Below are 13,697 nucleotides of genomic sequence, written 5' to 3' on the forward strand. Positions count from 1 at the left end.
AACAGGATGTTGATGTGTGGCAGTGATAATTTTGTAGGCAACGGTCTGTTTACCTACCTGACAAGCAAACATGTACCGATACAAACATTCCCGTTTGAGGATATGTTGCATCAGACATCATTATGCCAGCATCAAACCATGGTTTTTAATATCATTGATAATGAACAACCGTGTTCAGCGATCGTGCAGTTTCTGAATAAAAACCGCTTTAAGTTTTATAATAACGTCGTGGTAATTGTTGCTGATAGCCTGGTGGCAAAATTATGCGTCGAGTTGTTATATGTTGAAAAAACAATAGTTTTGACTGAGAAATCTTCGCTGCGTGATTTCGGTCAACTGGCGTCGTTAACGGTCGGGAAATGGAATCCCCGACTATATCGTTCGCAGAAAAGATTAACCGAGAGAGAGCAGCAGATCCTGAATTTATTGGTAAGCGGTTATTCCGCTAAAGAAATTTCAGAGTTAGTTAGTCTGAACTATAAAACTATTCAGGCGCATAAGATGCGGGTCGTCGCCAAGCTGGGACTGACCAATACCTCTGAGTTAAATAAATTAATTGTCAGATTTACCCATCGTATGTCTTTTTTACCCTAAGTTGGCCATTCTTTTCTGATGTAATACACCTAATAGTAGATACAATTCGGGAGTGATGTTGACTGGTTTTTAATTTCTATGATTTATTGAGGGGGAGCGGAATGTTTAATTCCAGTGAGGTGCTAACTGCGCTTGAAAAGGCATTGAATACCAGTCAGCTTTATATGGTTTATCAGCCTATTTTTAACTTGCGTACTCAGAGTATTAGTGGGTTTGAAGCATTAATGCGTTGGAATAGCCCTCAGATGGGTATGATCTCTCCCGATGTTTTTATTACATTACTGGAAGACAGCGGCAATATCATTTCAATTGAAGATATGGTTATCCACACTCCCTGGGATGTGGCAACCTGTTGGCCAGACCCCCTTGTACTATCAGTCAATATTTCCGCGCTTGAATTTTGCGATCCTCTGTTACCCCAACGTGTCAGAAAAAACCTTACCGCCTGCGGACTGCCGCCCCATCGATGCCAGATAGAGGTCACGGAAACGTCGCCGCTGTGCGACAGTCAGATAGCGGCTAAAAATATGATGGAGTTGAAGGCGATAGGGGTCAAACTTGCCCTTGATGATTTTGGAACCGGCCACGCTAATCTTAACTATCTGTTGAAATATCCTTTTGATACCTTAAAAATTGACAAGGAATTTGTCACCGGCATTGAACCCGACACCCGCTCAACAAAGATTGTGGAGGGTATCATTTCACTGGCGCATAATTTTGGGATTGAAGTTCTGGCCGAAGGGGTGGAAACCCAGTCCGAACTGGACCGCCTGATGCAGATTGGTTGTGACAAAATTCAAGGCTTTTTCATTTCTCCTCCGGTGTTGGCAGAAGAGATCCCTACACTCTTAGTACAATATAATCATTAATCCCTCCTTTTTACGTTTCCCAAACCCTTGATTGTGCCGCGTTGTCGGTAAGTCCGCAGACCTGAAAGACAAAAAAAAGCCCCCTGTAGAACAGAGGGCGGGTAAGTTTATATCTGCTTAGAACGATTTCTTAAAGCCGATAGAGGCATTGACCGGCGCTTCAACCTGCGACTTACTGCCGCCGTTGCTGAATTGCGTACCCAATTCACCGTAGACCTGCAGGTTTCTGTCGATAGACCATGACAGACCGGTGGCAACTTCAGTGCTGGAGTACTGTTGTGAAGATTCCAGCGTGGTGGTGGCGACCGCATTGCTAAAGTGCGTTTTGTCTTTTGACCCCAGTCCCTGCCAGACGTTGACCCTACCGTACGGCTGGAATTTGCCATGGTTGGTGTCATAGTCTGCGACCAGGCGCACGCCCAGACGAGCGGTAAAGGAATCAGCGGTATCCATTTTCACTTTCGTTTGGGTCACACCATCGAGATGCCCGTTATCGAAGTCGCTGTATTGATAGATCAACTGCGCCTGAGGTTCCAGACTCCATGCGCTGGCGCCCAAACGGAATGATTTACCCACTTCTGTCGACGCCGTCAGCGTGTTGCCTCTGACGGTATACGATCCGTTATTGCCGGTCGCCGCCAGGCGGGATTTATGGTTACCGTATTGCAGGACGTTATCAACATACATTCCGTCGCCCGAGAACCAGGTGGCATAGCCGCCGACATAAAACGCGTTGTCGTCGATGTTACCGCCTTTGCCGTCGCTGCCTGTCTTCGTGCCTTTCACGTTGCTGTCGATGTCAAGAATGCTGGTATACAGTCCGGCTTTCCAACTGTCGTTAGCATACATGTCAACGCCGACCTGAATACCCATGGTATGGGAGCTGGTTTGTGTCCCGGCCGCATCATCCAGTTTGGTTTTTCCGGAGTAACCAATCATTCTTGCCCAGGCGCGATTATCTTCATCAATACCCGGTTTAACTTCGTCGCCCATACGCTGGTGCATGTTGCCTAGCAGGCTGATGTCGCCCTGACGAACGACGCTGGCGAGACCAGAATACAGCATAGTTTCTGGACGATATTCGCTTCTCAGGTACCAGTTTTCACCCTGACCTTGAGCATTACCCGCATGCAGTTGATACTCAAATGCGCCAGCAGCCATACGGTCGGCGGCAAGATGGAAGGCGTCACGCGACGTTTGGGCCGTGGTGGTCGCGCCATTGAGCGCCGTCACCACTTCGATGCCATCGCCAATGGTCGGCGCGCCGAGACCAGAGCCGTCGACATCCAGCAGCGTACTACCGCTGGCTTTACCGCCATCGATAATCAGACGGTCAGCAATGCCTGCGCCGCTACCATTCTGGATTGCCGCCATGTTGATAGTCCCTTTTTCGCCGGTGTAATCCCCTTTGACGGTTAACGTTGTGCCAGTCTGCTGGCCGATGAGTGAAACATCGCCGCCGTTGCTCAGGCCCGCTACCGTCTGGTTGTAACCCTGCGTGTTCAGGGTGGTGTCAGCGACAACGTAGTGGTGCGAAGCGCTACTAAGGGTGTTGGTATTACCCGCCTGCAGCACGCCGTTGGCAATCAGCGTTGCGCCGCTGTAGCTGTTTTCACCTTGTAGCTCCGTCACACCGCTACCGGTCTGATGCAACTGGCCTTCGCCGCTGATATTACCGGTCAGCGCCAGGGTATCGCCACGATTAACATTGAGTACGCCGTTATCAACGATATCCCCCTGAATGCTACCGATATTACCGCCGTTACCCAGCTGTAAAACGCCTTGTTCGATGGTGGTGCCACCGGTATAGGTGTTATCCAGCGTCAGAGTCAGGGAGCCTTTACCGGTTTTGGTCAACTGACCGTTACCTTCGACTTCCGTTAGCAGGGAAACGTTATGTCCGTTGGTATCGAATGTCCCGCCGCCGGAATCCAGCGTCACCTGACGGGCAGTATCAAACGCTTCGCCATATTTCAGCGTACCGCCATTAAAAGTAATTCCCGTTTCTGGCGCGCCAAGGTTGGTATCGCCCGCCACCTGCAGCGTCCCTGAAGTGATGGTGGTTCCACCGCTATAGGTATTGTCGCCAGTGAGGATGAGCGTACCAAGATCGCCTTTATTCAGGCCGCCGGTACCGCGGATCACGCTGTCGATAGTGGCGGTGTAGTTAGCGCCGTCTACTGTGCCATCGCCGACGCGAATCAGCGTGTTGGCCGTATCGGTGGTAATGGCCTCACCGCCTACGCGATAACCATCGGTAGCGAACTGTGCGCCGCTAATGATAACGTCGCCTTTGCTGTTATCGACGGTGACGTTGCCCGCTTCACCCTGGAAGACGGCAAACGCGGCATCGGTAAACGGTGCGTTCAGCGCGCCTTCTGGCGTTGATTCATCCGTAGTCCAGTTGTCGTTACCCTGGCTTGATTGCCAGATACCGTCGCCGCCGTTGATGACGCCGTTGTTTTTCAACTCGCCATTCTCACCGCCAGTGCCGTCCCAGAAGCGCAGCGTCAGTCCGGCATGGTTGACCAGGTTAACCTGGTTTTTAACCGAGGTTTGAACGTACAGGCTGTCTGCGGCTTCCGGCGCGTTGGCAATGTCCATCACATTGTTGGTCAAGGTGCCGGCGTAGTTGATGACACGATAAACGCCAACGTCAAAACTACCGCCCGGAGAGGTCTCGATATTGAGCTTACCGTCGAGCGTCAGATCGCCATTCACATCAATCAGGTCGTTGAAAGCTCCGCCAGGGGTATAGGCCTGACCAAACTGGTAATCAAGCTGTGCGTTATCGCTGAGCGTCAGTGAACCGGTAGTGAGTTTACCCACTCTGTTGATGGCGGCACCTGCGGTAATATGGCCGTCGTCCAGCACATCAACCGCGCCGCCGATAATACCGTTACCGCCGAGCGTTGCCCCTGATTTCACTGTCACCTGACCGGTTGCGGCAGACTGATTACCGTTGACCAGCAGCACACCTTCATTGACGTCCGTGGCGCCGGTCCAGGTATTATCGCCGGTCAGCGTTAATGTGCCGTCGCCGATTTTCACCAGGCTGCCGCCGTTGCCGCTGATAATGCCGCTAATGGTGTCATCAAGATGCAAATTACCCAGCGACAATTCTTTATTCCCCAGTTCAACGTTACCCGCACCGGACAACGAACCGATAGACGTAGCGCTGTCGACTGCGCTGATATCGACCTTGCCACCCGCCAGGTTTTTAACGACGGTATCTTCAGCCATCGCCTGGTCGGCTAAGGTCATCAGTCCGCTGTTATTCACCGTAGCATTGCCGCCGCTGGCGTTTTCTTCCAGCGCCAGGGTGCTGTCTTGTGACACGTTAACCTTCGCGTTGCCCGCGGTAGCGTTGTTGGTTAACACCGCTTTTGCTGCGCCCGTCAGGTTCAGTTTTGCGCTCGCAGCGGTGACGTTATCTGCCAGCGTTAACAGGCTGTCGGCAATGTTCATGGTCAGGGACTGCAGACTGGTATCCGTTCCGCTGACATTGAGCGTCGCCCCCTTATTGACGTTTACAGTGCTGCTTTCATTGCTACCAAAGGCCCCGGTTTTGCTGACGTTGACCGTTACATTGTTGGTATTTCCGGTACCGGCAATTTCGGTATCGCCTTTGTAGCTGTTCGCGCGGTCGAGCGACAGGGTGCTGCCCGCATCGCTTGAACTGCTGGTGACTTTCAGTTTACCGTCGCCGGTAATCTCACCTGTTGGCGTGAAGTGGTGTGAATTGAGGTCGAACACCGCCGCGTTATCATGTGCTCCCAGCTCAATGGTGCGATTGCTGGTCAGGTCCGCGCCCATTTGCAGCGTGGAGCCATTGTTGATAGCTAAGTCGGTTCCGCTCTGGCCGAGGTTGCTGTCGGAGGAAATCTGCAACGTACCGCCATCAATGCGCGTGCCGCCACGATACTCGTTATCGCCGCTGAGGATCAGACGACCAAGGTCGGTTTTCACCAGCGTCAGCTTGTCAGTCGTGCTGGCTTCGCGGATAACGGACTCAATGGTCGCGGTGTAGTTTTGCCCCGCGCCACCGGCGCCAACGCGCAGCAGCAGTTCACCGGTTCCAGGCGTCTGGCCTGCGTGGGTCGCGTTTTCCGTGGTGGCATAAGCGTTAAGCGCATCGCCTTTAACGACATAGCCATCGGCGTCAAACTGTGCCCCGGAGAAGTTAACTTCTCCCACGGCGTTATCAACGGTAACGGTTCCGCCTTTGGTGGTGAAGACAGCAAAGGACTTCTGCGCCCAAGGGGCGTTACCTTCACCGGTTGCTGTGGTCCAGTTGTTATCACCCTGGCTGCCGATCGCCATCCATTTGCCATCGCCACCGTCAATTTTGTTGTCGCCTTCAATGCCCGACGCGCCGTGGCTCTGATTGACGGTTGCGCCATCCCAGAACTGCAGGGTAACGCCGTTGGCGTTCACCAGGTTGACCTGTTTGTCGATGGAGGTCTGGACAAAAATATTGCTCTTATCCTGGCTATCCGGTATCGCGCCTAATTCCAGCGTCTGGTTATTCAGCGTGCCGCCGTAGTTATAGATACGGTACACACCCGGTCCGAAGTTGCCGCCCTGTGAAGTCGTCACATCCAGGGTTCCGTCCAGTTGCAGATCGCCTGCGACGTTAATCAGATCGTTTAGCGCACCGCCTGGCGTATATGCCTTGCCCAGTTCAAAAGCGGAGGTCGTTTTGCTGCCGAGCTGCAGATTACCGTTGATGGATAACGTACCCGCACCGCCGTCACCGGCGCTGAGAGTCGTGGCATCGTTCATCAGCACGTTGCCGCCGATAACGCCATTGCCGCCAAGTGTGGATGTGCCGCTGACGGTGGTGGTGCCGCGCGCCGCGCTTTGATCGCCATTGACCAGCAGCGTACCGTTAGTGACAGTGGTCTCACCGGTATAGGTGTTGTTGCCGTTCAGTCGGGTAATGCCGCTACCGATTTGCTGTAGCGCCCCGATGCCGGAGATCACACCATTGAGCAGCACGGTGTTGGCGCGATTAATCGCCAGAACGCCGTTGTCGATAATGTCAGACACGGCGCTGACTTCGCCTTCATTTCCGCCGTCACCTAACTGCAGCGTACCAGTTTGATCAATGGTGGTAGAGCCGGTGTAGCTGTTGTTAGCGGTAAATACCGTAGTACCGCCCGCCGCACGTTCGAAGTTCCCGTCGCCGCTGATGATGCCGCGATAGATCTGTGCTGCTGACGTATCCCCCTGGGTATCGAAGATAACCTTGCTGCCTGCGCCCTGGGTGGTGATATCGTAATCGCCAATGCTTGCGGCAGTACTGGTTGGCTCGACGTGGTCGCCGGTGCGCAGCGTTGCGCCATTGTTTACGGCGATGGTTTTGCTCGCCAGATTAAGGTTTTCAACTACGCGCACATCCGCATTTGACCCGCTAATGGTCAGTGAATCCCAGCCGGTGCCAATGTTGGTGCCGGTATTTAGGTTGTCGCTGGCCAGCGTACCAATCTTCGCATCTTTCGTATCGGTGAAGGTGAGGGCGTTGCCTGTACCCGCAGCGGTCATGATGTGGCGCGTTTTATCCAGCGTCACATTGCCAATGTTGGCCTTATTGTTACCACCGGTACCCGCGAAATTCACTTCGCCGGCATAGGAGCCACTGCGCCAGTTGAAGGTGTCCGTACCTTCGCCGGTGTTGATTACACCACTGGTCACACCGCCGCTGATATCAATGGTGTCGTTACCTTTACCAGACTGAATGGCTACCGCCGTGTCGTTGATAGCCTGCAGGGTTCCCGTGTTGGTAATGGTTTTGCTGCTGTCGCCGCTGGCGTCGATCACCGGTGATGTGGTGCTGGCCGAGATAATCTTGCCGCTGTTGGTTAATGCGCTGACGTTTTTCGCGATGATCGCCGAACCGCCTGCGCTATCATGCACGTTGATGTCAGCATTGGTGGTGACACGACCGTCCGTATTGGCGCGAATCCCGCTCCCTTCGCTGTTTTGTACTTCAATGGTGTAGCCTTTGCCGATAGTAAGGTCGCCCGTCACCGCATCGCCATTGCGTTGTTCAAAAGCGAAGCCGGTACCTTTACCATTGACGTTAAGGATGTTGTTCAGCCCATCTTTCATGTTCAGCGCCACGCTGGTACGGATCCCCGGGCCATCGTTGGCATTGATGGTCACGTCATTGAGCGTGATATCGGTATTGTTGGCATCGTTTTGAATACCGGCACCCGTCCCTTTAGCGCTGATAGTCACACCTTTTGCAGCCAGCTTACCCGCTCCCGTCTCGAGACGAATGCCGTCTGCTGAACCATTGGTCGTGATGGCATCGCCGGCATTACCGGTAATACTCAGGCTTGCACCATTGGTCAGCAGAACCCCTGCGGTTCCGTCATCAACGGTTACCTGGCCCAGTTTTTTAATCTGTGCGCTGGCACCTGAAGCCCGTACGCCGATGCCGTTGCTGACGTGCAGGGCGCTGGAGGCGTTATTGGTTAAACTCCCGCCTTTTTGAACATCAACACCGATGCTGTCGACGCTGGCCAGATCGATAATCGCTTTGGTATCGAGGATCAGGTTGCCCAGATTTCTCGCCACATAGGCGATAACCTTGTTGCCGCTGACTTCAGAGGTGATCTTCGCGTCCGAGGTGAGGGTGGTGCTCGTGGCATTACCCTGCGTATTGCCATTCAATTGATGCGCCTGACCATCCACAACCCCGGCAACGGTTCTTTCACCGGTCAGATTAATGGTGGTTTTATCGCTGATAGTTCCTTTCGCGCCGCCCTCGATAACCAGTGCCGCGGAGTCGGTACCCTGAACGGTGAACGTTGCTTCACCAGTATCTACGCTACTGCCAGCCCCGGTGGCGAGAACGCCAACAGAATTGTTACCGCTGAGAGTCAGATTCAGGTTGGAAGTGGACTGATCTTTCGGGTTAGTGGTATTACCGGCCAGCAATGCGCCATTGGCGATACGGAAAATGGTGGTGCGATCCTGACCGTTGTCATTCATCACCGCCTGACCAATATTGGCGGTAGCGCCTTTACCATACAGGTAATAACCAATCTGATCGGTGCTGTTGAATGACGGGCTACTCAGGCTGTCAACGTTAGCGATGGCGTTATCACGCACGTGTACGCCGATGTTACCGGCCTTATCCAGCGTGATGTTGGAGTAAACGTTGACCACTGCCTGGCCGTTAGCGCCGCCTTCCGCCCAGATGGCGTAGTTACGGTTACCGACGCCGCCTTCTCCATCCACCACGATAGAGCCTGCAGCGCTGGTGGTGACTTCGGCATTTTTGTTATTGGCGCTAACGTGGATCCCCACGTTGTTGGTGCCATTTACGTTAATCTTGCCGTCGTTGCGGATTTCCTGATTATTTTCCGCGCCACTGTCCCGTACGGAGATGCCGTAGTTTTTACTGCTACCTCCATCAGAACCGCCATTGATCACTATGTTGCCGGTATTGAGGACGTTGCCCGTGGCATTCCCGACCAAAATCCCCGCGGCGTTACGTATGCCGGTTCCCAGCGTGATAAGGCCGTTGTTAATAACTTCTTTAGCACTCTTGGTCATAATACCAGCGCTCAGGCTGGAACCGCCCGCCATGGTGACATCTTTAGACGGATCGCTTGCGTCGCGACCAAGATAAATTGAGGCATCCTGAGCGTTGGTAAAGGTGGCATTCCCGGCGACTTCTACGCCATAAGCGGTGCCTTTGGCAAAGGATGCACCGTTTTTACGCCCGTCTACGATGTTGATATCGCCGTTGTTGACCCCTTGCGCATCGTCAGACAATTGCATACCAATAGCCAGCGTCAGCGAAGAGTCGGGTACGTCTTTGCTCCAGGGATCGGCTGCCGACGCGGTACCAAAGTTATCGGTGGTGATCGCCTGGTTGATGGTGCCATTGTTCGCTATCTGGCTGGCGCCTTGCCCCTGCATGCCAAATGCGCCATAGCTGTTGACGTTTTGGTTGCCGTCTTTGTCGATAAACAGCCCGGAATTGATGATCCCATTGTTGGTTGCCGTCGCGTCTTTTGCCAGCATGCCAATCGCCAGACTCTGTCCGGTAGAAGTACGTAATGCGTTCAGTTGGCCGAGGTTGTTGATAACCCCGCCATCAATGGCTTTCATGACGCCATTAATACTGCCGTCAACGGCAATAATCGCATCTTGGTTCAGGGTGCCGGTGGTGCCTGCACCGTTGGCGTAAATAGCATGCAGCTCACCGCGGCCAGCGGTCGCGTTATTGCTATGCGACAAGCCGTCGGTCCAGACATCGTAATCCCAACTGAGCACGTCTGAGGGCTTGCTGGAGTTGATAAGATCATCAATCAGCTCGGCATACTTCGTTTGTGCGGCGGTGGAGGTAGTGACAACATTTGCATCCAGCCACAGCTGGATTTGGCTGACTTTTTCGCCTTCCGGGTTTTCTGCTGCATCGCTGCTGTTGCCCAACAGCCAGTCGTTAAAATCGGCCAGCTCCTGCGTGTTGGTAATGCTAAATGTGCGCTCACCCGTTTCGACGACATTGCCGTCTGTATCATAACCGTAGGTCATGAGCTTCACATCATCGCCAAACACAGAGGTTTGCGCCGAGCCGGCGAACGTTTTTTCAGGAATAACCGGAGCAGCGTTAAATTTTATGTAGTTATCGGATTGCCAGTTAACCTGGCTACCAGCGTCCTGAGCCTCCAGTAAGGAGGAGTCTTTGGCCAGCAACTCGATAGTATTGGCTTTGTCGCGGACATTGAGCGTGTCGTTGCCAATATCCAGATTGGCTATGGAGCCATTTGTCGCCAGCGCGATGCCAAATTGTTTATAGATTTTAGACAACGTTGGATCGTAGGTGTTTAATGCCGAATCGCCAATCTGTGATTCGGTAAGAAAATTATTTAAGTCATTGGTGTTAAAGACTTTAATAGTTGTAGGTTCGCCAGGGAAGGCCGGGTCGTTAATATCAAATTCTGTGCTTTGTGATGGCGTCGACGATTGGTTATACGTCAGGTATTCCGCCAGTTCTTCAGCGGTAGTAATCGTTTTTACGCCCTGGTCAGGGCTGGTGGCCTGCAGGGTGATTTTGCCGGTTTGCAGTAGCTCTCTGATGGTCGTTGATTCAACAACACCACTTTGGCCTGGGGCAATCGTTGGGATCGCGCCGCTGATATTGAGCGCCTGACCAGCAGTGATATCTTTATATAAGAATCCGTAGTCGTGGATACCCTCATAATCTCCAACGGAAATACCTGCCTGGTAGTCGGTGAAAATATTGTGCTCACCGATATCGATAATCGGATCAGCGGAAGCCGGCATTGAAGCAGTGCTTAATGCGCCGGCCGCCAGTACCGCGACAGTTTTACGCGAGCTGCTTTTTTTCTTTCCTTTAGTTAATTCGGAAACGACCACCCAGATACCGAGTACCGCGTTCCAAATAATGCTGTAAACTTTGTTCATATATAACCCTCGTCTACATTCCTGTTATGTATGTGTTAATACGTTGAGTTGTTGGCTATGGTTGGCACGCGGATGTGCTACCCGGTAATAGATTTCGGAAAATAGGGTTCCCTTCCGTGCGATGCGGAATTTAAAATTTGAGTAGAAAGAAAACCTTTTAAATGGTAAGCGTGATAATTGTCCTTAAATAAGTCAGTTATGGCTGGCTATAGTGGGAAATGGTGTACTTGAGTCGCGAGTTATTTTTGCCGAGTTTTCTGGCAATGTTGCTTTTGTACGCCCCGATGGTTTTTTCACTTTTTTGTGATGCTCCGGCGATTTGCGTCAGTGACCAACCCCGGGCCAGCATCATCATTACGCTGAATTCGTTTGCTGTAATTTTATTGTGTAGTTCTTTGTTATTGCTTGGTTTTTTGTTTTGTGTAATACGCGTTACGGCATGCAGTAACCGATCAAGGCTGGCGTCTTGATCGAGGAACAGCATGTTCTTCCCGCAAACGGTTTGAAAAATAGAAAAAGTAGCTTCATCTGCCAATACAATAATTCTTGTGGCAGGGCGTAAAGCCATGTTGCGGATAATCCTGGCATATTTTAAAAAATCTGTGTTGTCAGGATTAATAATGATGCAATCCGTTTCATAAGGGATTATGTTGACGGCAGAAAGCGTCTGAGAGGAGTAATACGTGATATCAATATATAATGATGAACCACGTAGGATTTCTCGCATGCCTAGCCAGGGGTAAATTGAGTCACCCAAAAAAATAGCCTTAGACATAACGATCTCCTTGAAATTTTGATGCAGGCGACCGCCTCTTTTTTTAAGAAGAAAAAGAGTTTCTTGCGACGCATGAAATGTTAATTAAATCTCGTATAACGTTCTCTGGTGTGAACGCATCCTTATTTATTACAGATTCCACAGATATTTCTGTATTAATTCGAATCATTAACTATTCTTAAAGTAGATATTACACTTTGTTAAAATTTAAGATAAATCGTTTATTTCAGCTCTGCGTAAATGATTGATAGATTTCGCTTATGGATCACGCTAATAATGATTGAGTGATATCGATAAAGACAGGGTATTCCTATTCATTATGCAGGGGATTTATATGGAAAACTTTATATTTCATACAGATACCTGTTTTTCTTGATGAGATGATTGGTGACCAGGAGAATTCTTAATCAAGACCAGGACAAAGAGAAGGGGAGCCAGGGGGAAGAGAGAAATATCGCTCAATTTGTAGTTATCGACCTGAAATTAGAATTTTCAGGTCGATAATTCTTAGTGGTGCTAAGTTTTTAGGGAATTATCCTATTTTGGGCTTTTTGTGCTTAATTTTAAAATCTCACCTGAAGAGGTTATTTTTTCTGATTGCATTGCTGATAACGCTTAGCCCGCCAACAGCTCCTGTTCAACCTGATGCACCTGTTGTTCCAGCGTATTGCGGATTTCCGTAAGCGCCCGTTGTTGATCGCAGAAGTAGGCCTCTTTATCTGTGACGGAGGTGGCAAGCCGCCAGGCGTTCTCAGCTTCCAGTTCGGTAATTTCTTTGAGCAGCGCATTAATTTGTTCTCTGAGCTGCTGTATTTTGCTGCGTAAATGCTGCAGATCGTTCAATCGGTCACTCGCCATCATCGGTTCGAGGCCACTTTGTAATTGAGTCAGTAGCGCCCGAACGGCGGCAAGATCGGCATTTTGGCGCGCCTGGTTAAGCTGAACCATCATCTGATGCGCTTTCTCTTTCAGACAATCTGCCACCACATCCGGATGACAAAGACGGCTGGCCTGACGCCACAGGCGTTTTAACTCGTTACGTTCATCAGATGAAAGTCGCTGGTCACGGTTAAAACGATGTTGCGCATCCTGCTGCTGCTCCTGAAATTCATCATATTCATGGCTGGCCTCTTCCTGAGCCTGGCGGGTTGCGCTGTCGTCCTGGCGAGAAAAGTCGTTTTCCAACTCACGAATCTCCGCCAGCAGGGCGGTAATCAGTTCCGTTTGTTGCTGAATACGTTGGCGTGTTTCCACCGATTCGCGCGAATCTGAATTAAGGTTCATCCAGTGCTGCTTGAGCCTGGCAAGTTGATCAACAGCCTGGGAAATATAGTGCTGACAGGACTGATAGTCTTTTTCCCGACGTTTTCGCTCCGCTTCCTGTTTACGCTGGGCGCTGGCGGCGAGCTGTTTACGTAACTCGAGGATCCGGCTCATCAGCGGTCCAAGGCGAAGATGATACAGATCGTTGAAATCATCGAGGATTTGAATGCGCGTGTTGCGCTTATCGATCAGGTCACGCAGCTGTGTTTCGAGCGCTTTGAGTTCCAGTTTACTGGCGGCAATGGCGGGATCCTGCCACGTAGAGACTGCCCGTTGAGATTGCAGCCAGGCTGAGATTTCACGCAGGGCATCACTAAAGCGTCGTTCTTCGATCGCCTGCACAATGGTGCCTGGCACGACGGATAAAGGCTCATTTTTCAGATGTTCTACCTGCTGGAAAATAATTTCCTCATCTTCCAGTTCAATAGCGCTTTTGACGATTTCCAGTCGTTTAATGATCTTATTCATGACAGTCGTTGCCTGGCCTGGCTCAAAAACGAGTGACTAAAACACAGCCGGTTCACCCGTTTGAAAATGTTAGAAAAACAGTAAAGCGCATTCTGTGGCCTGCGATGCCTTTTCGTCCAGAATAATTCACTGTAATTATGAAAAACCGGAAGTCGCGCGCACCTGTTTGCATCTTCAAACCTCTGTTTCATGTTTTTTATTATCGGGTAATTATTCTT

The 13,697-nt window shown here is 51.1% G+C and carries 5 protein-coding genes; 2 read left to right on the forward strand and 3 right to left on the reverse strand.

The window, feature by feature from the left end; translation table 11 throughout:
* The first annotated feature begins 12 nt into the window (after positions 1-12).
* Together OGV94_RS16220 and OGV94_RS16225 are read left to right on the forward strand one after the other, a co-directional pair.
* Positions 13-594, forward strand: coding sequence for a helix-turn-helix transcriptional regulator (locus tag OGV94_RS16220; protein ID WP_170928040.1), 582 nt, complete (start codon positions 13-15; stop codon positions 592-594).
* 101 nt (positions 595-695) lie between these two features.
* A complete protein-coding gene (locus OGV94_RS16225) occupies positions 696-1,463 on the forward strand; it encodes a putative bifunctional diguanylate cyclase/phosphodiesterase (RefSeq protein WP_047412841.1) in 768 nt (255 codons plus the stop codon).
* Between the two features lie 117 nt (positions 1,464-1,580).
* On the opposite strand, the gene OGV94_RS16230 is transcribed toward OGV94_RS16225, so the two are convergent.
* The 3 genes from OGV94_RS16230 to OGV94_RS16240 form a co-directional block, all read right to left on the reverse strand.
* Complete coding sequence (locus tag OGV94_RS16230) at positions 1,581-10,913, reverse strand: autotransporter outer membrane beta-barrel domain-containing protein (protein WP_286523775.1); 9,333 nt, start codon at positions 10,911-10,913, stop codon at positions 1,581-1,583.
* Between the two features lie 196 nt (positions 10,914-11,109).
* Positions 11,110-11,688, reverse strand: coding sequence for a helix-turn-helix transcriptional regulator (locus OGV94_RS16235; protein WP_286523777.1), 579 nt, complete (start codon positions 11,686-11,688; stop codon positions 11,110-11,112).
* Positions 11,689-12,303: 615 nt separating this feature from the next.
* A complete protein-coding gene (locus OGV94_RS16240) occupies positions 12,304-13,479 on the reverse strand; it encodes a coiled-coil domain-containing protein (protein ID WP_043015512.1) in 1,176 nt (391 codons plus the stop codon).
* Positions 13,480-13,697 lie beyond the last annotated feature (218 nt).

Source organism: Citrobacter sp. Ce006, assembly GCF_030336535.1.
GTDB lineage: Bacteria > Pseudomonadota > Gammaproteobacteria > Enterobacterales > Enterobacteriaceae > Citrobacter > Citrobacter europaeus.

Bases quoted from the DNA above. Each gene is read 5' to 3' on its own strand.
- OGV94_RS16220 (WP_170928040.1), top strand. From the start codon at position 13: ATGTGTGGCAGTGATAATTTTGTAGGCAACGGTCTGTTTACCTACCTG.
- OGV94_RS16225 (WP_047412841.1), top strand. From the start codon at position 696: ATGTTTAATTCCAGTGAGGTGCTAACTGCGCTTGAAAAGGCATTGAAT.
- OGV94_RS16230 (WP_286523775.1), bottom strand. From the start codon at position 10,913: ATGAACAAAGTTTACAGCATTATTTGGAACGCGGTACTCGGTATCTGG.
- OGV94_RS16235 (WP_286523777.1), bottom strand. From the start codon at position 11,688: ATGTCTAAGGCTATTTTTTTGGGTGACTCAATTTACCCCTGGCTAGGC.
- OGV94_RS16240 (WP_043015512.1), bottom strand. From the start codon at position 13,479: ATGAATAAGATCATTAAACGACTGGAAATCGTCAAAAGCGCTATTGAA.